Source organism: Nonomuraea sp. NPDC050556, assembly GCF_044457355.1.
GTDB lineage: Bacteria > Actinomycetota > Actinomycetes > Streptosporangiales > Streptosporangiaceae > Nonomuraea.
Genome location: NZ_JBITGU010000002.1, coordinates 1,540,232 through 1,560,277, shown reverse-complemented (window position 1 = coordinate 1,560,277; position 20,046 = coordinate 1,540,232). Strand labels below are relative to the sequence as shown.

Annotated in this window: 19 protein-coding genes and 1 pseudogene; 15 read left to right on the top strand and 5 right to left on the bottom strand. The window is 68.9% G+C overall.

What is annotated here, in order from left to right:
- The first annotated feature begins 9 nt into the window (after positions 1-9).
- Positions 10-555: a CHRD domain-containing protein gene (locus ACIBG8_RS25415; protein ID WP_397345411.1), complete on the top strand. Its 546-nt coding sequence runs from the start codon at positions 10-12 to the stop codon at positions 553-555.
- Between the two features lie 423 nt (positions 556-978).
- Here ACIBG8_RS25415 and ACIBG8_RS25410 read toward each other — a convergent pair.
- Positions 979-1,113 (bottom strand): annotated as a pseudogene (locus tag ACIBG8_RS25410) (ClpX C4-type zinc finger protein); the annotation flags it as partial.
- 651 nt (positions 1,114-1,764) lie between these two features.
- Between ACIBG8_RS25410 and ACIBG8_RS25405 the strand changes: the two are divergent.
- Genes ACIBG8_RS25405 through ACIBG8_RS25390 form a run of 4 tightly spaced genes read left to right on the top strand, consistent with a single transcriptional unit; the run spans position 1,765 to position 6,178 of the window.
- Positions 1,765-3,585: a glycosyltransferase family 2 protein gene (locus tag ACIBG8_RS25405; RefSeq protein WP_397345410.1), complete on the top strand. Its 1,821-nt coding sequence runs from the start codon at positions 1,765-1,767 to the stop codon at positions 3,583-3,585.
- 45 nt (positions 3,586-3,630) lie between these two features.
- Positions 3,631-4,659: an energy-coupling factor ABC transporter permease gene (locus ACIBG8_RS25400; protein WP_397345409.1), complete on the top strand. Its 1,029-nt coding sequence runs from the start codon at positions 3,631-3,633 to the stop codon at positions 4,657-4,659.
- Positions 4,656-5,411, top strand: coding sequence for a cobalt ECF transporter T component CbiQ (gene cbiQ, locus ACIBG8_RS25395; protein ID WP_397345408.1), 756 nt, complete (start codon positions 4,656-4,658; stop codon positions 5,409-5,411). The genes ACIBG8_RS25400 and cbiQ overlap by 4 nt, the downstream gene beginning before the upstream one ends.
- Positions 5,405-6,178: an energy-coupling factor ABC transporter ATP-binding protein gene (locus ACIBG8_RS25390; RefSeq protein WP_397346185.1), complete on the top strand. Its 774-nt coding sequence runs from the start codon at positions 5,405-5,407 to the stop codon at positions 6,176-6,178. The genes cbiQ and ACIBG8_RS25390 overlap by 7 nt, the downstream gene beginning before the upstream one ends.
- On the opposite strand, the gene ACIBG8_RS25385 is transcribed toward ACIBG8_RS25390, so the two are convergent.
- On the bottom strand, positions 6,126-7,127 hold the full coding sequence (locus tag ACIBG8_RS25385; RefSeq protein WP_397345407.1) for a potassium channel family protein: 1,002 nt from the start codon (positions 7,125-7,127) through the stop codon (positions 6,126-6,128). The two genes, ACIBG8_RS25390 and ACIBG8_RS25385, sit on opposite strands and share 53 nt — an antisense overlap.
- A 78-nt stretch (positions 7,128-7,205) precedes the next feature.
- Here ACIBG8_RS25385 and ACIBG8_RS25380 point away from each other — a divergent pair, with 78 nt between their 5' ends.
- The 4 genes from ACIBG8_RS25380 to ACIBG8_RS25365 all read left to right on the top strand — a co-directional run bounded on the left by ACIBG8_RS25380 (position 7,206) and on the right by ACIBG8_RS25365 (position 10,393).
- A complete protein-coding gene (locus ACIBG8_RS25380; protein ID WP_397345406.1) occupies positions 7,206-7,544 on the top strand; it encodes an anti-sigma factor antagonist in 339 nt (112 codons plus the stop codon).
- 49 nt (positions 7,545-7,593) lie between these two features.
- Positions 7,594-8,367 (top strand): SDR family NAD(P)-dependent oxidoreductase, encoded by a 774-nt coding sequence (locus ACIBG8_RS25375; RefSeq protein WP_397345405.1) that lies wholly within the window; start codon positions 7,594-7,596, stop codon positions 8,365-8,367.
- A gap of 325 nt (positions 8,368-8,692) precedes the next feature.
- A complete protein-coding gene (locus tag ACIBG8_RS25370; RefSeq protein ID WP_397345404.1) occupies positions 8,693-9,457 on the top strand; it encodes a crotonase/enoyl-CoA hydratase family protein in 765 nt (254 codons plus the stop codon).
- Between the two features lie 306 nt (positions 9,458-9,763).
- Positions 9,764-10,393: a rhomboid family intramembrane serine protease gene (locus ACIBG8_RS25365; protein WP_397345403.1), complete on the top strand. Its 630-nt coding sequence runs from the start codon at positions 9,764-9,766 to the stop codon at positions 10,391-10,393.
- Here ACIBG8_RS25365 and ACIBG8_RS25360 read toward each other — a convergent pair.
- Entirely contained in the window at positions 10,358-10,906 is a 549-nt protein-coding gene (locus tag ACIBG8_RS25360) for a TIGR00645 family protein (RefSeq protein ID WP_397345402.1), read from the bottom strand. The genes ACIBG8_RS25365 and ACIBG8_RS25360 overlap by 36 nt on opposite strands.
- A gap of 94 nt (positions 10,907-11,000) precedes the next feature.
- Here ACIBG8_RS25360 and ACIBG8_RS25355 point away from each other — a divergent pair, with 94 nt between their 5' ends.
- The gene (locus ACIBG8_RS25355) at positions 11,001-11,396 is read left to right on the top strand and encodes a BlaI/MecI/CopY family transcriptional regulator (RefSeq protein ID WP_397345401.1); all 396 of its coding nucleotides are present in this window, start codon (positions 11,001-11,003) and stop codon (positions 11,394-11,396) included.
- On the opposite strand, the gene serC is transcribed toward ACIBG8_RS25355, so the two are convergent.
- Both serC and ACIBG8_RS25345 read right to left on the bottom strand, forming a co-directional pair.
- Complete coding sequence (gene serC, locus ACIBG8_RS25350; protein ID WP_397345400.1) at positions 11,359-12,468, bottom strand: phosphoserine transaminase; 1,110 nt, start codon at positions 12,466-12,468, stop codon at positions 11,359-11,361. The two genes, ACIBG8_RS25355 and serC, sit on opposite strands and share 38 nt — an antisense overlap.
- A 313-nt stretch (positions 12,469-12,781) precedes the next feature.
- The gene (locus ACIBG8_RS25345) at positions 12,782-13,888 is read right to left on the bottom strand and encodes a citrate synthase 2 (protein ID WP_397345399.1); all 1,107 of its coding nucleotides are present in this window, start codon (positions 13,886-13,888) and stop codon (positions 12,782-12,784) included.
- A 203-nt stretch (positions 13,889-14,091) separates the two neighbouring features.
- On the opposite strand from ACIBG8_RS25345, the gene pdxH reads away from it, so the two are divergent.
- From pdxH to ACIBG8_RS25320, 5 genes are all read left to right on the top strand, one after another.
- Positions 14,092-14,733: a pyridoxamine 5'-phosphate oxidase gene (gene pdxH, locus ACIBG8_RS25340; protein ID WP_397345398.1), complete on the top strand. Its 642-nt coding sequence runs from the start codon at positions 14,092-14,094 to the stop codon at positions 14,731-14,733.
- A gap of 28 nt (positions 14,734-14,761) precedes the next feature.
- Positions 14,762-15,994 carry an MFS transporter gene (locus ACIBG8_RS25335; protein ID WP_397345397.1) on the top strand — a complete coding sequence of 411 codons (1,233 nt, stop codon included), beginning with the start codon at positions 14,762-14,764 and terminating at the stop codon, positions 15,992-15,994.
- A 69-nt stretch (positions 15,995-16,063) separates the two neighbouring features.
- Complete coding sequence (locus ACIBG8_RS25330; protein WP_397345396.1) at positions 16,064-16,765, top strand: metal-dependent transcriptional regulator; 702 nt, start codon at positions 16,064-16,066, stop codon at positions 16,763-16,765.
- Between the two features lie 123 nt (positions 16,766-16,888).
- Positions 16,889-19,117 (top strand): SpoIIE family protein phosphatase, encoded by a 2,229-nt coding sequence (locus ACIBG8_RS25325; protein WP_397345395.1) that lies wholly within the window; start codon positions 16,889-16,891, stop codon positions 19,115-19,117.
- Positions 19,118-19,134: 17 nt separating this feature from the next.
- The gene (locus ACIBG8_RS25320; protein WP_397345394.1) at positions 19,135-19,911 is read left to right on the top strand and encodes an alpha/beta fold hydrolase; all 777 of its coding nucleotides are present in this window, start codon (positions 19,135-19,137) and stop codon (positions 19,909-19,911) included.
- Positions 19,912-20,046: the final 135 nt, after the last annotated feature.

The following is a 20,046-nucleotide window of genomic DNA, read 5'->3' as shown; positions in this document are numbered from 1 at the left end:
AAGAGTCCCATGCGCAGACCCCTGGCCGTCGCGGCTGTAGCGGCAGCGGCGGTCGTGTTCGGCGCCGGTGCGGCCTCGGCCGCCCCGACGGCGAACCACCCTCACGCCAGGACCATCAAGATGACCGGGGCGCAGGAAGTGCCCGGCCCCGGCGACCCTGACGGGCGGGGCTGGTTCACCTGGAAGGTCAGCAGGTGGCACCTCTGCTACGTCATCACCGCCAAGCGCATCGAACCCGCCACGGCGGCGCACATCCACAAGGGGCCGGCCGGGGTGGCCGGTCCGATCGTCATCGCGTTGAAGGCGCCCACGCACGGGCGGGCCAGCGGCTGCATCAAGGCCGTTCGTCACCAGACGGCAGACAACGCCATGACCACGCTTACCTGGGCGGAGCTGCGGGGCATCGCGCGGCACCCCGCTCGGTACTACGCGAACGTTCACAACGACAAGTACCCCAACGGCGCCATCCGCGGGCAGCTCGCCAGGAGCCACTCCATGACGACTGACCCCTACAACCCGGGCGGCGACCCGTACGACCCGGGCGGCGGTTACTGAGCCGTCCCCCTGCTCCAGCTCCCAGGTGCGGCCTGGGAGCTGGAGCCCGACTTCACTCGGCGGCTAGCCGTTCCGCCTCCTCATGCAGCGTGGCGACCAGGAGGAGCTCCATCTGGAGCTCGACGAGATCGGGCGCTGTGAGCCCATCTAAGACGGTCATCGTGGGCCTCCCTGCCGAAGGAGACGCCTCAACCGTCACACTGGTTTACTCCGCGGGCCGCCCTACTTGAACCTTTCCCAGGCTGACTGGCGGGTCATCCCCAGGGCGGCGCCGATGCGCTCCCAGCTGACGTCGCGGGTGCGCAGGGCGGCCACCCACTCGTGGAGGTCGTCGTCGACCTGCTTCTGGACGGCTGTGACCCGCGGCAGGTGCTCGAGGATCTGCTCGTCGGTCATGGAGTCGCGGATCGGCACGCGCGGCGCCGCGAGCTGGGACTCGAGGATCTCGGCGCACAGGCCGACGCATTCGTTGCAGATGAACACGCCGGGCCCGGCGATGAGCTTGGCTACGTCGTCGCTCGCCTTTGCGCAGAAGGAACAGCGGAGGTTGTCAGGCATGACCTGACAATAGGTCCGTCAGGCTTACCCTGACAAGAGAGGATCGACCGCCGCTCCTCGTTGATTTTGCGGACGATCGTGACGTACGCCAGAAGGATCTTCCTGTAGGCGGACGTCGCCTCGCCGAGTTGCGTGTTGAGCGCCAGCACACGGGCGTCGTCACCGTCCCTCTCCGCCTCGGCCAGCATGGCGCGGGCATCGGCCACGATTTCCTCAGCTCTCATCCGCGTACGGCGGAGCAGTGCGGAGCACTCGCGGAGCTCCAGAAGGCGCGCTGAGGTCACGATGGACTCGGCAGAGAGCACGGCCCACTGCCGACGGAGATCAGTACCCATTTTCCGCCCACCTCCCCGGTCAAGGTTTGCTGAGTGTAGACGCGTGGCCCTCTCGGTCGGATCACGTAGGAGGCGCGGGGGTAGGGCACTGTCCCCTGCGGGTTGGTTCTTCTCCCCCGGGTGGGAAAACACGATCCCTGAACGGGATTCGGTGCCTGACAACTCGGTCATTGCTCCAGGAAGGATGATATTTCGGGCTATCTCGGTCTGGTTGAAAAGGCTGACACCAAGACTTCGGATCGGCCACATTACGGAGCGCGGTCGTCACATACTGAAACGGAATGCAAGCGGAACGTGACGGCTGAGGGGCGCGGCTGTGGCTGGATCGACAACGGGGCGCGACGACGACGCTGTCGACGTCAGCGTCGTCATACCTGTCCACAACTGCAAGCCGTATCTTGACAGAAGCCTGACATCAGGGCTCATCCAACGTGTCAAAAAAGAGATCGTCGTCGTCGACGACGGCTCGACCGACGGCAGCTCGGAGCTGCTCGACCTCTACGCCGACTACCACAGGGGCGTTGTCAAGGTCGTCCACACCGAGCACTCGGGCGGCGCGGGCACTCCGCGTAACATCGGCCTGGAGCACGCTACGGGGCGTTACGTCTTCTTCTGCGACGCCGACGACTACCTCGGGGCGGAAGCGCTCGAACGTATGGTCGCCATGGCCGACCGCAACGAGTCCGACATCGTGCTCGGCAAGATCGTGGGGCACGGGCGCCGGGCGCCGCTGTCGATGTTCCAGCGCAGCGCCGACCGCGTCTCCCTGGGCGACAGCGCCGTCTACAACAGCCTGAGCTGCTTCAAGCTCTACCGCAGGGAGATGCTGGAACGGCACGCGATCAGGTTCGGCACCGAGCGCCCGATCGGCGAGGACATCCTGTTCAGCGTGCACGCCTACTGCCACGCGCGCACGATCTCGGTCATGGCCGACTACGACTGCTACCACCTGGTCGCCAGGCCGGACGGCAGCAGCATCATGCAGCAGCAGGGCAGCCGCGACCCCATCGCCTGGCTCACCATGATCAGGGAGCCGATCGCGCTGATGGCCGAGCACGTCGAGCCTGGCCCGCTCCGCGACCACCTGCTCCGGCGCCATTTCAGGCTCGACGCGTTCGCCCAGCTCGGCCAGCCGTTCCTGGAGGCCGACGAGGTCCAGCGCAAGGACATCGCGGCCGAGGTCGCCGCGCTGTGCGACGAGTGGCTGACCCCCGGCGTGCGCGAGCGCCTCACCACGACCGACCGGCAGCGCCTGGCCGCCCTCGGCGACGTCGAGAGGCTCGTACGGCTGGCCGACATCGAGGCGGCCACCGTGCACCGCAGGCTGACCGGCCTGCGCTGGGACGGCGACGACCTGCTGGTCACCGGCGTCGCCTCGCTCGAAGGCATGGACGACCACCAGGGCGTCTCCATCGTCCTGCGGGCCAGGCACGACGCGGCCCTGGAGCACGTCGTACCGGCGGACTGCCAGGGGGAGCGGTTCACCGCCCGCGTCGAGGTGCCCGAGCTGGTCTCGGGCGTGTGGGACATGCACGTGTCGATCGACTTCGAGGGCGTCACCCGGCTGGGCAGGCTCGGCGCCGACCGCGACGGCGGCATCACCAGGCCGGCGCCGCGGCTCATCGGCACCGTGGTGGCCCTGCCGTACTTCACCAGGTCGGGCGGCAACCTCAGCCTCGACCTGGGCGGGCACGTGCTGAGCGTGCCGGGCACCGTACGGCTGACCAGGACGCGGTGGGCGATCGGGCAGCGCCTGGTCATCGACGGCGAGATCACGGTCGGCGGGGCGATTCCCGCGGCCGCTTCGGTGCGCAGGCTGGTCTGGCGGGAGCGCAACTCCGGCAGCGAGCGCGCCGAGCGGGTCGTGTCGCTGCCCGGCGGCGTCTTCGTCGCGCGTCCAGCGGTCGGCCGCTTCGCGCCCGGCACCTGGGACGCCTACCTGGAGCTGGAGCTGGGCGGCCCGCCCGCGCGCTTCAGGGTCGAGGCGGACTCCGACACCGTGGCCGCGCCGCGCAAGTGGTGGCAGGGCGCGATGCTGCGGAGCGTGCGCCCCTACGCGACGGCGGGCAAGGGACGGTTGAGTACCGTGGTGCGGCGACTGACCCCGCGCGGGGTGCTTCGACGGCTCCTTCGCTAATTGCCACCTATTTGCAGGTGCAATCTCATGTCCTAAGGTATGTGTGTGCATGTACCTGATGGCTTCTTCAACGTCGCCGTATCCGCTTCCATGGGCGTCGTCGCAGCCGCAGGCGTCGCCGTCTCCCTCCGCGGCGCCCGCAGGGAACTGGACGACCGCACGGCTCCCATGGCCGGGCTCGTCGCCGCGTTCATCTTCGCGGTCCAGATGCTCAACTTCCCCGTCGCCGCAGGGACCAGCGGCCACCTGCTCGGCGGCACGCTCGCCGCGGTCCTCGTCGGGCCTTATACGGCGATCCTCTGCATGGCCGTGGTGCTGCTCGTCCAGGCGTTCTTCTTCGCCGACGGCGGCATCACGGCGCTGGGCATCAACATCTCGCTGATGGGCATCGTCACGGTCGTGGTCGGCTGGGCGCTGTTCAAGGCTCTCTCGAAGGTGCTGCCCAAGACCAGCTTCGGCATCGCCGCCTCGGCCTTCGTCGGCGCGGTCGTGTCGGTCCCGGCCTGCGCGGTCATCTTCTCGGTGCTGTTCTGGGCCGGCGGCACCGCGCCCATCGACCCGGCGACCGTCGCGGCCGCCATGGGCGGCGTGCACGTGCTGATCGGCATCGGCGAGGCGCTCATCACGGCCGTGACCGTCAGCACGGTGCTGGCCGTCCGTCCCGACCTCGTGTACGGCGCGCGCGGGCTGAAGCGCCGGCTCGTGCTCCGCGGCGCGGACGGCGAGCGCCTGGTCGAGCCGTCGCAGGAGGCTCCTGCCCCCGCCCGTCCCGGCAAGTTCGTGCTCGGCGGCATCGTGGTCGCCGCCCTGCTGGCCGGGTTCGTCAGCTTCTACGCCTCGTCCAACCCCGACGGTCTGGAGGCGGTCGCCGAGACGCACGGCTTCAGCCACGTGGCGCAGGACTCGGTCACCGCCGACTCGCCGCTGGCCGACTACGGCGTCAAGGGCGTGTCCGACGAGCGGCTGTCCGGCGGTCTGGCCGGTCTCATCGGCGTCGGCGTGACGCTGGGCGTCGGCGGCGGCCTGTTCCTTCTCGTACGGCGGCGCAAAGGCGACAGCCGGGTGACGGCGTGAGCGCGGGCCACCACCACAGGCTCTTCCAGCCGGGCGACACCGTCGTCCACCGGCTGCCGCCGCAGTGCAAGCTGGTGGCGGTGGCCGCGTTCGCCATCGTGGTGGTGGCCACGCCTCGCGCGGCGTTCTGGGCGTTCGGCGCGTATCTGGCGATTCTTGGATGTGTTGCCATCCTGGCCCGGGTGCCTCTCGCCGGGATCCTCCGGCGCATGGTGATCGAGCTGCCGTTCGTGGTCTTCGCGCTGGTGATCCCGTTCATCGGGCTGGGGGAGCGCACGGAGTTCCTCGGGGTGTCGCTCAGCGTGGCCGGGCTCTGGGCCGGGTGGAACATCCTGGCCAAGGCCACCCTGGGCGTCATCGCCTCGATCCTGCTGGCCTCGACGACCGAGCCCAGGGCCATGCTGCTCGGCGCGCAGCGGCTGCGGCTGCCCGCGCTGCTGGTGCAGATCGCCACGTTCATGCTGCGCTACATGGACGTGATCGTGGACGAGATGCGCCGCATGCGGGTGGCCAGGGAGTCGCGCGGCTTCGTCGCCCGCGACCTGCGCCAGGCACCGGTCATCGCGCGGTCGGCCGGCGCGCTGTTCATCCGCTCCTACGAGCGGGGCGAGCGGGTGCATCTGGCGATGCTCAGCCGCGGCTACTCCGGGCAGATGCCGATAATGGGAGAGATATCGGCGTCCGCCAAGCAGTGGGCGACCGCCGGGGCGCTGCCCGTCCTGGCGCTGGCCGTACTAGGAGTGGTCTGGTGAAGTCTCTCGAGGTCAGCGACCTCGCCTACGCCTACCCCGACGGGACGCAGGCGCTGTTCGGCGTGGACCTGTCGATCGGCAGGGGCGAGCGGGTCGCGTTGCTCGGCCCCAACGGCGCCGGGAAGACGACCCTGGTCATGCACCTCAACGGCATCCTCACCGCCGGGCACGGAACGGTGTCCGTCGCCGGGACGCCCGTGCGCAAGGACACGCTCAAGGAGATCAGGCAGCGCGTCGGCCTCGTCTTCCAGGACCCGGACGACCAGCTGTTCATGCCGACCGTGCGCGACGACGTCGCCTTCGGCCCGGCCAACTCCGGCGTCAGGGGCGAGGAGCTGGAGCGCCGGGTCAAGGACGCGCTCGACCGCGTCGGCATGCTGGAGTTCGCCGACCGGCCGCCGCACCACCTGTCGTTCGGCCAGCGCAGGCGCGTCGCCGTCGCGACCGTGCTGGTGATGGAGCCGGAGATCCTCGTGCTCGACGAGCCCTCCTCCAACCTCGACCCGGCGGCGCGCAGGGAGCTGGCCGAGATCCTGCGCTCGCTCGACGTGACCGTGCTGATGGTCACCCACGACCTGCCCTACGCGCTGGAGCTGTGCGAGCGGTCGCTGATCCTCTCCGACGGCGTCATCGCGGCCGACGGCCCGACCCGCTCGCTTCTCGCCGACCCTGAGCTGCTGTCCAGGCACAGGCTGGAGCTCCCGTACGGCTTCGCTATACCTGAGGCTGGGGGACGTGGATCACGACCACCCGGTCTCCCCTCCTGAGGCTGGTGATCCGGGGATCGGCGTACGTCATGACCTCACCGTCGCGCACCACGGCCACCACGACCTCGCCGCACTCGCGCACGCCCCTGCCGACCTCGTCGGCCTCCACGTCGCGCTCGTAGAGGTCGAGGCCGCTGCCGTACACCAGGAAGTCCTCGATGAGGGCGCTGACCGCCGGGCTCTGCGTCGCCACGCCGAGCATGCGGCCCGCCGCATCGGAGGAGGTGATGACGACGTTCGCGCCGCTCTGCCGTACCAGCGGGTCGTTCTCCGCCTCCCTGACCGCGGCCACGATGGTGGCGGTGGCGTTGAGCTGGCGGCTGGTCAGGGTGACCAGGGCGGTCGTGTCGTCGCGCTGGGTGGCGATGATGACCTCCTTGGCCGTGCGGAGCCCGGCGCGCTGGAGCACGTCGCTGCGGGTCGCGTCGCCAACGACGCCGGTGAAGCCGTCCGCGTTGGCCTCCTCGATCGCCTCGGGGCGCGGGTCCACGATCACGATGGACTCCTTGGACCGCTCGTTCTCCAGGAGCGTGCGGGTGGCCGCCCGGCCCTTGGTGCCGTAGCCGACGATCACCGTGTGGTCGTGCAACCTGGACCTCCAGCGTCCGATCATGATGTGGTCGCGGGTGCGCTGGGTCAGCACCTCGAGCGTCGTGCCGACGAGAATGACGAGGAAGACGATGCGCAGCGGGGTGACGGCGAAGATGTTGACCGCCCTGGCGAGGGGCGACACCGGGGTGATGTCGCCGTACCCCGTCGTCGAGACCGTCACCGTGGCGTAGTAGAGGGCGTCGAGCAGGTTGACCGAGCCGTCATAGCTGTCGCGATACCCGCCCAGATCCACCGCTACCAGGAGAAACACCGCCAGCAACGCCGCGCCCGCCCACACGACCCGGCGCATCACCGCCTTGACCGGGCTCACGTTCGCGTGCGGCAGCCGTACCTCCATGTCCTTGATCGTAGATTGTGCGTGCTCGGTATTCGGGGATGTCGAAGTACAGTGGCTCATCGGAGGAGGGGCCGAACAATGAAGCTGCGCCTTGCACGGCATGCCATGGGTGATGCCGTGATCGTGGCGGTCGAGGGCGAACTCGATCTGTTCACCGCACCTTTCCTCCGCGACGAGGTCCGCGACGCGATCAAGCAGGACGGCGCCAGGCTGGTGCTCGACCTGCAGGCGCTGTCGTTCATGGACTCCAGCGGGCTGTCCGTGCTCATCGAGGCGTGGCGGCTGGCGACCGGCGAGGGCGGCTGCGTGTCGCTCGCCGCGCCGCAGGCCCCGGTGGCCAGGATCCTGCGCACCACGGGGCTCGACCGGCGCATCAAGGTCTATGCGGATGTGGACAGCGCCGTGGGTGAGATTTAACCCACCCCGAGTAGAACTTCATTCGGTTCCCGCCATAGACTCGCTGTCCATGGACGTGAATGGTGCAGCAGCGATTGTCTCCGGCGGTGCGAGCGGCCTCGGCGAGGCCACGGCTCGCGAGCTGGCCAGGGTCGGCGCGACCGTGGTCATCGCCGACCTGAACGAGGAGAAGGGCAAGGCCCTGGCCGACGAGCTCGGCGGCGTCTTCGTCAAGACGGACGTGTCGGACGAGGAGCAGGTGCAGGCGGCCGTGGACGCGGCCGTCGCGACCGGCAAGCCGCTCAGGGTGGTCGTCAACAGCGCCGGGATCGGCTGGGCCGAGCGCACGCTCAACCGCGACGGCGCGCCGCACGACCTGGGGCGCTACAAGAAGGTCATCGAGGTCAACCTGATCGGGACCTTCAACCTGATGCGCCTGGCCGCCGCCGCGATCGCCAAGACCGACCCGGTCTCCGAGGACGGTCACCGGGGCGTGGTCATCAACACCGCCTCCGTGGCTGCCCTTGAGGGGCAGACGGGGCAGATCGCTTACTCGGCCTCCAAGGGGGGCATCGTGGGGATGACCGTTCCCGCGGCTCGTGACCTGGCGGCGATCGGGGTACGGGTCAACACGATCTGCCCGGGGATCATCGACACGCCGATCTACGGGTTCAACGAGAACGCGGCGGAGTTCAAGGCGAAGCTGGTGGCGCCGGTGGTGTTCCCGAAGCGGATGGGGCAGGCGTCGGAGTTCGCGCACCTGGTGCGGTCGCTGGTGGAGAACGACTACATGAACGCGGAGACGATCCGCTTCGACGGCGGCATCCGCTTCCAGCCCAAGTAACACCCTTCTTCTGGGTCGCTCCGCCTTGGGCAGTCGCTGTCAGGGCGGGGCCACTCCCTGCCTCACGCTCCTCATGAGAGGGGCCGGGCTCTCCTGGGGAGGGCGACCTCTCCGAGTGGCCACTGTCCCAGGCCCTCCGCCTTTGGTCTCCATCGGGAGAGCTGCAGGCTCCTCGGGAGGGTGACCCCTCATGGGAGGCCTGCCTTCCGGGGAGGACGGCCCGTGGGGTGGTGGCCCGTCACCTGCCTGAAAGGGCTCTGACCCTCAAGAGAGGGTCAGGGTCGTCTGTTCGTACGTCGTAGACATCTGTCCTTTGAGGAGTCCCGTGTCTGACGAAGTTCTCGTCGAGGAGGACGGCGCGGTCGCCGTCATCACCATCAACAGGCCCCAGGCGCGCAACGCGGTCAACGGCGCGGTGGCCAGGGGGATCGCGGCGGCGCTCGACTCGCTGGAGACGCGTCCCGAAATTTCGGCGTACGTCCTGACGGGCGCGGGCGGGACGTTCTGCGCCGGCATGGACCTCAAGGGGTTCCTGACCGGCGACTTCCCGCACATCGAGGGGCGCGGGTTCGGCGGCATCGCGGAGAAGCCGCCCGCCAAGCCGCTCATCGCCGCCGTCGAGGGTTACGCGCTCGCGGGCGGGTTCGAGCTGGCGCTGTCGTGCGACCTCGTGGTGGCGTCGTCGGAGTCGAAGTTCGGGCTGCCCGAGCCCAAGCGCGGGCTCGTCGCCGGGGCCGGCGGCATCATGCGGCTGCCGCGCAGGATCCCGTACCACGTCGCCATGGAGATCGCCCTGACCGGTGACCACTACCCGGCTGCGCGGCTTTACGAGCTCGGGCTGGTCAACCGGGTCACCGAGCCTGGGGAGGCATTGGCGGGGGCGTTGGAGCTCGCCCGCAAGATTGCCGCCAACGCGCCGCTGGCGCTGGCGGCGACCAAGAGAATCGTGGTCGAGTCGCAGGACTGGACGATCGACGAGATGTGGAAGAAGCAGGGCGCGATCATCAACCCGGTGTTCGGGTCGAAGGACGCGATGGAGGGCGCGGCGGCCTTCGCCGAGAAGCGCGCCCCCCAGTGGAAGGGCGAGTAGCCTTTCCACCCCACCAGGACCCCGCGACCCACCCGGTCACGGGGTCCTTTCGGCCCGCTCGGCCCTCACGGTCCACGGGCTTTTACGGCCCGCACGGCACACGGGGCTTGCGGTCCATGGGTTTGCGGCCCGACCGCGTGAGGTCTCCTCGCCAGCGCAGTGCTGTGTGGCTGCGGATCACAAAGGGCGCGTACCCCAAAGACTTCTGAGCCTTCACGAGGGGCGCGCAGGTCGGTGGGGGCACTTTAGCGCGAGCGTAACCGTTTCTGCGTAACGTAAAGGGGAGCCGTCCACCGGGAGAAGCCCATGAGCGACCACAGGCCGGAACCGACCGGCTGGCGTGCCCTCGCCTCCGGCGCCATCGGCGCGGGACTCGTCATCCTCGGCCTCCTGGCCGTCATGTGGGTGCTGGAGATCGTCGACTTCGTGCTCGGCGGCGCGCTCGACCAGTTCGGGATCAGAGCGTGGGACCCCGAGGGGCTGATCGGCATCTTCTTCGCGCCGTTCCTCCACGTCGGGTTCGCGCACCTGATGGCCAACTCGGTTCCGCTGATCATCCTGGGGTTCCTGGCGGCCGTGCGGGGGATCGGGCGGTTCCTGTGGGCGAGCCTGATCATCATCGTGGTCGGCGGCGTAGGCGCCTGGCTGACGACGACGCCAGGCGTGACGGTGCTGGGGGCCAGCGGGCTGGTGTTCGGCTACTTCGGGTACGTCATGGCGCGCGGGATCTTCGACCGGCGCGTCCTGGACCTCGTCATCGGGATCGGGGTCGCGGTGGCGTACTACTCGCTGCTGTGGGGGCTGCTGCCCAACCAGGAGGGGATCTCCTGGCAGGGGCACCTGTTCGGGCTCGTGGGCGGGGTGGTGGCCGCGTGGGTGCTCCGCCGTAAGCGCGTGACGTCAGTGGACGGTCGTGCGCTCGGCGGGGGAGTGTGACAGCAACCGGTCGATCCACGCGAGGCCGATCGCGGAGACGACGAACGCCAGGTGGATGATCGTCTGCCACATCATCTTGTCGTTCGGCACGCTTGAAGCTCTGATGAAGGTCTGCAGCAGGTGGACCGAAGAGATACCGATGATCGCGGTCGCCAGCTTCACCTTCAGCACGTTGGCGTTGACGTGCGACAGCCACTCGGGCTCGTCAGGATGGTCGTTGAGGTTGATCCTCGACACGAAGGTCTCGTAGCCGCCAACAATGACCATGATGAGCAGGTTGGAGATCATCACCACGTCGATGAGGCCGAGGACACCCAGCATGACGGTGACTTCCGTCGACGGCCCACCACCGGCGATCAACGACTCCACGAGGTGCCACAGCTCGACCATGAACTGCCACACATAGACGCCCTGAGCGACGATGAGCCCTAGATAGAGCGGCACCTGCAGCCAGCGGCTCGCGAAAATTAGATACCCAAGGCCCTTCGGCCTCGCCCCCGAGGTCGTGCTCACGCGTGTAACTCCTGTCCCAGTGATCGTCCGTGCACCACTTTACGGACCGTCGCCGGCCTTGGACGCCCTGGGGCTTATAGGCAAGAATGTTTACATGGGCAATCTAGGCTCCCTGGAACGCGCGATCATGGACGTGTTATGGGACGCCAAAGGCCCCCTGCTCGTCCGTGAGCTCCTCGTGGAGCTCAACGGGCACCTGGACAAGGCCCTCGCCTACACCACCGTCCAGACGGTCGCTGAGCGCCTGCTGAAGAAGGGCCTGCTCACGCGCAAGCCGTACAGGAACGCCTTCCGCTACTCAGCCGCCCGCACGCGCGACGAGCACGTCTCCCAGCTCATGCTCGAAGCGCTCGAAGCCAGCACCGACAGGACGCCGGTGCTGGCGAGGTTCGCGCAGAGCGTGGCGCTTGAAGACGCCCTCGCCCTGCTCGACGAGCTGAACCGCAGGACGGCTAGAGACGCTCCACCACGTAGTCGACGCATTCGGTGAGCGCGGAGATGTCGGCCGGGTCGATCGACGGGAACATCGCGATGCGCAGCTGGTTGCGTCCCAGCTTGCGGTAGGGCTCGGTGTCCACGATGCCGTTGGCGCGCAGCACCTTCGCCACCTCGGCCGCGTCGACCTCGTCGGCGAAGTCGATGGTGCCGACGACCTGCGAGCGGAACTCGGGGGCCGCGAACGGCGTGGCGTAGGCGGACTTCTCGGCCCAGCCGTACAGGCGCGAGGCGGAGTCGGCCGTGCGGCCGGTCGTGAAGGACAGGCCGCCGCCGGCGTTCATCCAGTCGAGCTGCTCGGCCAGCAGGAACAGCGTCGCCACGGCCGGCGTGTTGTAGGTCTGGTCCTTGGCGGAGTTGTCCACCGCGATGGGCAGGCTGAAGAACTCGGGGATGTAGCGGCCGGATGCCGCGATCTCGGAGACGCGGGCCAGGGCGCGGGGCGACATAATGGCGATCCACAGGCCGCCGTCCGAGGCGAAGCTCTTCTGGGGCGCGAAGTAGTAGACGTCGGTCTCGGCGATGGAGACGGGCAGGCCGCCCGCGCCGGAGGTCGCGTCGACCAGGACCAGCGAGTCGTCGCCGCCGACGCGGGAGATCGGCATGGCGACGCCGGTCGAGGTCTCGTTGTGGGTGAGCGCGTAGACGTCGACGCCGTCCTCGTCCACCGCGACCGGGTGGGTGCCGACCTCGGACGAGATGATCGTCGGGTCGCCGAGCCACGGGGCCTTCTTCACCACGGCGCCGAACTTCGAGGAGAACTCGCCGAAGTTGAGGTGCTGCGACTTCTGGCGGACCAGGCCGAAGGCGGCGATGTCCCAGAACGCGGTGGTGCCGCCGTTGCCGAGCACGACCTCGTAGCCCTCGGGGAGGTCGAACAGGTCGGCGAGGCCGGAGCGCACGCGGCCGACCAGGTTCTTGACGGGCTTCTGCCGGTGGGAGGTGCCCATGACCGCGGCGCCGGAGGAGGCGAGCGCCGCCAGCTGCTCGGGTCGAACCTTCGAGGGCCCGCAGCCGAAACGGCCGTCGGCGGGCTTGATGTCAGCGGGAATCACGATGTCAGCCACCTGCCCAAGGGTACTGAGCCCGAGGAAATGACTGAGCCCGGGTCCGCCATTTGAGACCCCACGTTCCTTGGGGATCACCACCCTCTTGAGAACCCCAGGGCGGGTGAGGACGCCAAGGAGGCGAGGGCCCGCCCCTCTGGAGGTCGCCCTTCTACGGGGCTTCTTTGGGTGAGGGTCCCTTAGGCGCGGGGACTTCGTGGGGTGAGGGATGAGGGTCCCCAGGGGGCGAGGGTCTCTTTAAGGATGAAGGTCTTTTGGAATGACGGAAGCCCGGGTCCGAGGGACCCGGGCTGCCATGCGCTGTGCTGCTGCCTCAGATGGTGCCGGTGACGTCCGAGGCGCCGGGGACGTCGCTGAGGGGGCGCGAGGCGGGGCCGATGTAGTTCGCGCTGGGGCGGACGAGCCTGCCCGTGCGCTTCTGCTCCAGGATGTGCGCCGCCCAGCCCGCCGTACGGGCACAGGTGAACATCGACGTGAACATGTGCGAGGGAACCTCGGCGAAGTCGAGGACCACAGCCGCCCAGTACTCCACGTTGGTGGCGAGCACGCGGTCGGGCTTGCGCGCGTGCAGCTCCTCCAGCGCCGCCTGCTCCAGCGCCGCCGCGACCTCGTACCGAGGCGCGTTCAGCTCGCGGGCCGTACGGCGGAGCACGCGCGCACGCGGGTCCTCGGCACGGTAGACGCGGTGGCCGAAGCCCATCAGGCGCTGCCCGCTGTCGAGCTCGCGCTGGACGTACTTCTTCGCGTCGCCCAGCTGCTCGACGCCCTCGATCATGTGCAGCACGCGCGCCGGAGCGCCGCCGTGCAGCGGACCGGACATCGCGCCGACCGCGCCGGACAGCGCGGCTGCCACGTCGGCGCCGGTGGAGGCGATGACACGGGCGGTGAACGTGGAGGCGTTCATGCCGTGCTCTGCGGCGGAGGTCCAGTAGGCGTCGATCGCCTTGACGTGGCGCGGGTCGGGCTCGCCGCGCCAGCGGACCATGAACCGTTCGACGATCGACGACGCCTCATCGACCTTCGTCTGCGGCACCATCGGCAGGCCGAGCCCGCGCGCGGACTGCGCGACGAACGACAGGGCCATCACCGAGGCGCGCGCGAGCTGGTCGCGGGCCTCCTCGTCACTGATGTCGAGCAGGGGCTTGAAGCCGTAGGCCGGAGCCAGCATGGCCAGCGCGCTCTGCACGTCTACGCGGATGTCCCCGGAGTGGACAGGGATGGGGTACGGCTCAGCGGGGGGAAGCCCCGGCCTGAACGTGTTGTCGACCAGCAGGCCCCAAACCGCCCCGAACGGGACGCGGCCGACCAGCTCCTCGATGTCGACGCCCCGATACCTGAGGGCGCCCCCCTCTTTGTCCGGTTCCGCGATCTCGGTCTCGAAGGCTACTACGCCTTCGAGGCCGGGTTTGAAGTCGGACATTCTCGGCCGCCTCCCTTTCTTGCCTTGTGGGCAATGCTGCTCTCTGGTCGCGGCCGGGCGTCGTAGCTCTTCCGCGTATGTTGATGTCGAGATACCGGCGGGTCAATTTAACCCCCTCCCGGCGGATGCTCTGCCTCCGGGCACGCCGAAACGCCATCGCCGCTGGTCCGGACCGGTGGGCGAGCGCGCAAGAATACCCTCTTGTGGATGCCACATCGCTCCCTGGGCTGCGTCGTTCGTACGAAGGCGAGCCCTTGCTCGAAACCACCGTCGCCGCCGACCCCATCTCCCAGTTCACGCTCTGGTTCGAGGAGGCCGTAGAAGCCGGCCTGCCCGAGCCGAACGCCATGGTCATCGCCACCGCCTCGGCCGGCGGCCGTCCCAGTGCCCGCACGGTCCTGCTCAAGGGCTTCGACGAGCGCGGGTTCGTCTTCTTCACCAACTACGAGTCGCGCAAAGGCCGCGACCTGTCGGAGAACGCCAGGGCCTCGCTGCTGTTCCCCTGGCACCCCATACGCCGCCAGGTGCGGATAGAAGGCGCTGTCGTACGGCTGTCGCACGACGACTCCGCCGAATACTTCAACTCCCGCCCGTACGGCTCCCGCATCGGCGCCTGGGCCTCGCGCCAGTCCGCCGTGGTCCGTTCGCGCGAGCAGCTGGACGAGCGTTATGCCGAGCTGGCCGCCCGATGGCCGGAGAATCCGCCGGTTCCAGACTTCTGGGGCGGTTTCCGCGTCGTCCCGTCGGAGGTGGAGTTCTGGCAGGGGCAGACGGATCGGATGCACGACCGCCTGCGTTACCGGCGCGTTCACCCCGGATGGGTCCTGGAACGCCTCGCACCCTAGGGTGCTTTGTGTGGCAATCGGGGATTTTGTGAGGCGGCATCTTGTAGACACCCGACCGCTGGGAATCCCCGCCTACCGCAGACTCTGGTTCGGCCAGGCCGTCTCTCACGTCGGCCTGGCCGTCACCGTCGTCGCCGTGAGCAAGCAGGTCTGGGACCTGACCCACTCCTCCTTCTGGGTGGGCATGCTGGGCCTGGCCAACCTGATTCCCCTGGTGGTCTTCGGCCTGTGGGGAGGGGCGGTCGCCGACGCGGTCGACCGGCGCAAGCTGCTGATGGTCGGCTCGGTGGTGGCCTGGCTGGGCACTGTCCTGCTGTTCCTCCAGGCGCTGCTCGGGCTGAACAACGTCGCCATCGTCCTCCTCGCCGTCGCCGTGAGCGGCGGGGGCTTCGCGGTCACCTCGTCGACCAGGGGCGCGCTCATCCCGAGGCTGGTCGGGCCAGAACTGGTGCCCTCGGCGAACGCGCTCAACTCCCTCGTCTACAGCATCGGCGCCGTCGGCGGTCCCATGGTCGGCGGCGTGGTGCTGGCATACAGCGGCTTCACCGCCGCCTACGCCCTCGACGCGCTGCTCTTCGCCGCCAGTCTCTACGCGGCCTGGCGCCTGCCCTCGCTGCCGCCGGTAGGCCTGGTGACCAGGCCCGGCGCGCGTGCGGTGTGGGAGGGGCTGCGCTACATCGCCACCAGCAAGGTGCTGCTGATGTCGTTCGTCGTCGACATCATCGCCATGGTCTTCGCGCTGCCACGCGCGCTGTACCCCGAGCTGGCCGACGTGCGGTTCGGCGGCTCGGAGATCGCTCTCGGCTGGCTGAACTCGGGGATGGCGATCGGATCCGTCCTGGGCGCGCTGTTCTCCGGCTGGGTGACCAGGGTGAGGAAGCAGGGGCTCGCGCTGGTCTTCACCATCGCCGTCTGGGGGCTGGCCGTGGCCGCGGCCGGGCTGTCGCAGGCGCTGTGGCTCGTCGTGGCGTTCATGGCCGTGGGCGGGGCCGCCGACGTGATCTCCTCGGTGTGGCGGCAGTCGATCCTGCAGCTCCACGCGCCCGACGAGATGCGCGGCCGCATGCAGGGCGTGTTCATGGTCGTCGTCGCGGGTGGGCCCAGGCTGGGGGACCTGCGCGCCGGGGCGACGGCGACGGCGTTCGGGCTCACCGGGGCGTGGGTGGGCGGCGGGTTGGCGTGTGCGCTGGCCGTACTCCTGGTGGGGCTGGCCGTCCCGGCATTCAGGAACTACCGGCCAGAGCCGCAGGGAAGGAACTGAGTGGCTCCGGTGTTGCGAACCTTTGCCATAGGGTTCTAGTGAAACCCCTGCATTCAGATGGGAGGCGCCTTGACCGCACACGGCCTCATCGACACGACGGAGATGTACCTCCGGACGATCTACGAGCTCGAGGAAGAGGGGATCGTTCCCCTGCGCGCCCGCATCGCGGAGCGGCTCCAGCAGAGTGGACCGACCGTGAGCCAGACCGTCGCACGTATGGAACGTGACGGCCTCGTCAGGGTGGAGGGCGACAGGCACCTTTCCATGACGGACCTGGGCCGCACCCTGGCCACCAGGGTCATGCGCAAGCACCGCCTCGCGGAGTGCCTGCTCACGCAGGTGATCGGCCTGCCGTGGGAGGAGGTGCACATCGAGGCCTGCCGGTGGGAACACGTCATGTCGGAGTCGGTGGAAACCCGCCTGGTGACGCTCCTCGACAACCCGACGCACGACCCGCACGGCAACCCGATCCCGGGCCTCGCCGAGCTCGGCGCGTCAGGCGCGGTTGACGACGACAAGCCTTTGCCGTCCATGTCGGACGTCGCGGGACCCAGAGATATACCCGTTGTCGTCCGGCGAATTAGCGAACAAGTGCAAAGCGATCCCGCTGTGATGCTTAAACTCAAGCAAGTTGGGATACAACCCGGACGCGAGGTGACGCTCGCGGCGAGCGACGACGGTGTGCGGGTGACAGGTGACGACGAGGCGAAGAATTCTCCCGCGGAGCTTCCGCGTGAGGTCGCCGCGCACGTTTTCGTCTCCAGGCGATGACCGCCGCGCTTCTGCTTGGTTGAATCCCACACGGGAGACCCTCCACTCCCCTCCGGTCAAGACTGTTGCAGGAGCGCCCGTGGTTCGCTTTTCGCGCATCTCTCCCCGAGGAGTGGTCTCCCTATGAAGCGATGGGGGGATGTTTCCCAGGATTCCGCCGACCACCTGTCGGCGGCCGCAGTTCTCGATCACGCCGAGATGGCCATCGTCGTGACGGACCGATTCAGCAACCTGCTCTACTGGAACCCCTTCGCGGAGAAGCTGTTCGGCCGTCCGGGAAAGCCGGCGTCGCGTGACGCCTCCGTCCTCTCCCTCGGCATCATGGAGAAGGACCATCCGCTGGCCGTCGAGCTGGCCAAACACGTGCTCAAGGGCGGTGTCTGGGAGGGCACCTTCGACGTCAAGCGCGGCGACGGCACGATGATCTACGTCCGTGCGCAAGCCGTACCTCTGCGTCATTCGTCCGGATCGGTGACGGGCATCGTCATCACGGCCCGCGAGGCCATGCGCAGCAACGAGCGGGAGAAGGACCGCTTCGGCCTGCTCGAGCGCATCGGTGAGCGCCTCGCCGGCTCGCTGTACGTCGAGGAAACGCTCAAGCGCGTCGCCGAGATGCTCGTGCCGCAGTTCGCCGACCACTGCTTCATCGAGCTCATGGAGGGCGACCGGCTCTACCGGCGGGTCTCCCAGCACGTGCAGGGCTGGACGCCGCCGCCCGGCACCTGGAAGCCGATCGGCGCCGAGATCCGCTACCCGGCCGGTCACTACGCGGAGACCGCGATGCGCCGCCAGGAGACGATCCTGGTGGAGGACTTCGCCGCCAACAGCTTCCCCAACCCGCACGAGGGCAGCGCCAGGCTCTGCGGCGAGATCGGCATGACCTCCGCGATCGTGGCGCCGCTGTGCGTGCGCGGAGAGACGCTCGGGCTCATGTACCTCGGGCTGTCCAACCTCACCGACCGCCGCAATCCGCACTACGACGCCTTCGACCGCGACTTCGTGGGAGCGATCTCCACCCGCGTCGCGCTGGCTGTGGACAACGCGCTGCTGTTCGAGGAGGAGCGGCACACGGCGGAGTCGTTCCAGAAGCACCTGCTGCCGCGCGCGCTGCCGCAGCTCGACGGGCTCGACATCGCGGTCCGCTACTACCCGGCCGCGCCTCTGGCGAGTCACGGGCAGGGCATCCAGACCCAGGTCGGCGGCGACTGGTACGACGTGATCCCGCTGTCGGCAGGGCGGGTCGGCATCGTCATCGGCGACGTCGAGGGACGCGGCGCCAAGGCGGCGGCCATCATGGGCCAGCTCCGCGCCGCGCTGCGCGCCTTCGCCCAGGACGACAAGCCACCGGCCGACATCCTGGCCAGGCTCGACGAGTGGACGCGCATCATCGCCACCCCCGAGCAGGACGAGACGGGCGAGGAGATCAGCGTCCCGCCCATCGTGACCTGCCAGTACCTCGTCTACGACGCCTGGTCGCGGCAGCTCTCCTTCGCCAACGCGGGCCACGCGCCGCCGCTGCTGCTGGTCGACGGGCAGTGTACGGAACTCGACATAGAGGAGGTCGGCCAGCCGCTCGGGGTGCGCGCCAAGGGCATGCACGCCGACCTGGTCTACAAGGAGGAAACGCGCACGCTCCCACCGGGCGCCGCTCTGCTCCTCTACACCGACGGCCTGGTCGACCGGCGCCCCACCCGCGAGTCAGGCGGGCTCATGCCGAGCGACGAGGAGACCCTCGGCGTCCTGTGCGAGAAGCTCGCGAAGATCGCCGACGCGCCTGTCGAGCGCATCGCCGACGCGGCGACCGTCGCGGTGCCCGGCGAGATCGACGACGACATGGCCATCCTGGTGGTGCGCAGCACCGACCACGACCTCGACGTGGAGGAACGCACGTTCCCGGCCCAGCCGATCATGGTGGGGGAGGCGCGGCGCATGGCCGCGGAGGCCTTCACCGGCTGGAACGTGCCCGAGGAGCGCGCCGAGCTGGCCTGCCTGCTGGTCTCCGAGGTCGTCACCAACGTGGTGCTGCACGCCGCGAGCGCCAGCATCCCGCGCAGGGAGCTGGTCGTCGAAGGGCCGCCGCTGCCGTTCGAGGAGTCCTGGGACGTTCCGGGCTTCGAGGACGACATCGCCGGGGACAAGGAGTTCACCCTGCGGATCAGGAGGGGCGACGAGTCCGTCTGGGTCGAGGTGTTCGACCAGGACCTCCGGCTGCCGCGCATAAGGAGCGCGGGCGAGAACGACGAGGGCGGCCGCGGGCTTTACCTCGTCGACCAGTTGGCCAAGCGCTGGGGCTCGCGTCCGACCAGGGAAGGCAAAGCGGTCTGGTTCGAGATTCCCACGCGCGGCAGGTGAGTGGTTCACTCATCCCCATGGAGCTGGCCTTCGAGCGTCGCGGCGCGGGCACACCGCTGATCCTCATTCACGGCATCGGCCATCACTGGCAGGCGTGGCTGCCGGTGATGGACCGCCTGGCGGCCGCGCACGACGTGATCGCGATCGACCTGCCGGGGTTCGGGGTGTCGCCGGGGTTGCCTGACGGCGTGCCGTACACGGCCGAGTCGCTGGCCGACGCGGTCGAGTCGTTCTGCGCGATGCTCGGAGTGCGCGATCCGCACGTGGCGGGCAACTCCCTCGGTGGCTACCTGGCTCTCGAGCTGGCTTCCCGAGGGGTTGTCCGTACGGCTACCGCCCTGTCCCCGGCCGGGTTCTGGTCGCGGTCGGAGCTGGTGTGGGCGCAGTCGGTGCTGCGTTCGCTGCGCGCCACGGCCCAGTCGATGTCGCCGGCGCAGGCCGAGCTGATGGCGCAGAACCCGGTGCTGCACGCGTTGTCGTGCGGGCTGCTGGTCGCGCACCCGTCGCGGCTGTCGCCGACGGCCCTGCTGGCCGGGTCGCAGGCGCTGGCGATGTCGTCCGGGTTCGACGAAACGCTGGAGTCGTTCGGCAGCGTCATGCCGCCGGCGCCGCCGAAGGCGCCGATCACGATCGCGTGGGGCGAGCACGACCGCCTGCTGCTGCGCCGCCAGGCCGTACGCGCGGCGAAATGGTCGGGGCGGCGGGTGAAGCTGCTGCGTGGCTGCGGGCACGTGCCGATGAGCGACGATCCCGAACTGGTGGCGAAGGTTCTCCTTGATGCCACTGTCTCCTAGATGACGCCCTTTTAGCATTCTTTCTGACTTACCGTGAATTAGAGTGGTCGAAGGTTGACTAACCATCCCCCGCGGTAGGTCTGGAATGCGAGCTCCGACAAATAGTCCCTGGTATCGCGTTCTTCGGGAATGTCT

Coding starts and splice junctions, on each gene's coding strand:
- ACIBG8_RS25415 (WP_397345411.1), top strand. CDS start 10: ATGCGCAGACCCCTGGCCGTCGCGGCTGTAGCGGCAGCGGCGGTCGTG.
- ACIBG8_RS25385 (WP_397345407.1), bottom strand. CDS start 7,127: ATGGAGGTACGGCTGCCGCACGCGAACGTGAGCCCGGTCAAGGCGGTG.
- ACIBG8_RS25380 (WP_397345406.1), top strand. CDS start 7,206: ATGAAGCTGCGCCTTGCACGGCATGCCATGGGTGATGCCGTGATCGTG.
- ACIBG8_RS25375 (WP_397345405.1), top strand. CDS start 7,594: ATGGACGTGAATGGTGCAGCAGCGATTGTCTCCGGCGGTGCGAGCGGC.
- ACIBG8_RS25365 (WP_397345403.1), top strand. CDS start 9,764: ATGAGCGACCACAGGCCGGAACCGACCGGCTGGCGTGCCCTCGCCTCC.
- ACIBG8_RS25355 (WP_397345401.1), top strand. CDS start 11,001: ATGGGCAATCTAGGCTCCCTGGAACGCGCGATCATGGACGTGTTATGG.
- ACIBG8_RS25345 (WP_397345399.1), bottom strand. CDS start 13,888: ATGTCCGACTTCAAACCCGGCCTCGAAGGCGTAGTAGCCTTCGAGACC.
- ACIBG8_RS25325 (WP_397345395.1), top strand. CDS start 16,889: ATGAAGCGATGGGGGGATGTTTCCCAGGATTCCGCCGACCACCTGTCG.
- ACIBG8_RS25320 (WP_397345394.1), top strand. CDS start 19,135: ATGGAGCTGGCCTTCGAGCGTCGCGGCGCGGGCACACCGCTGATCCTC.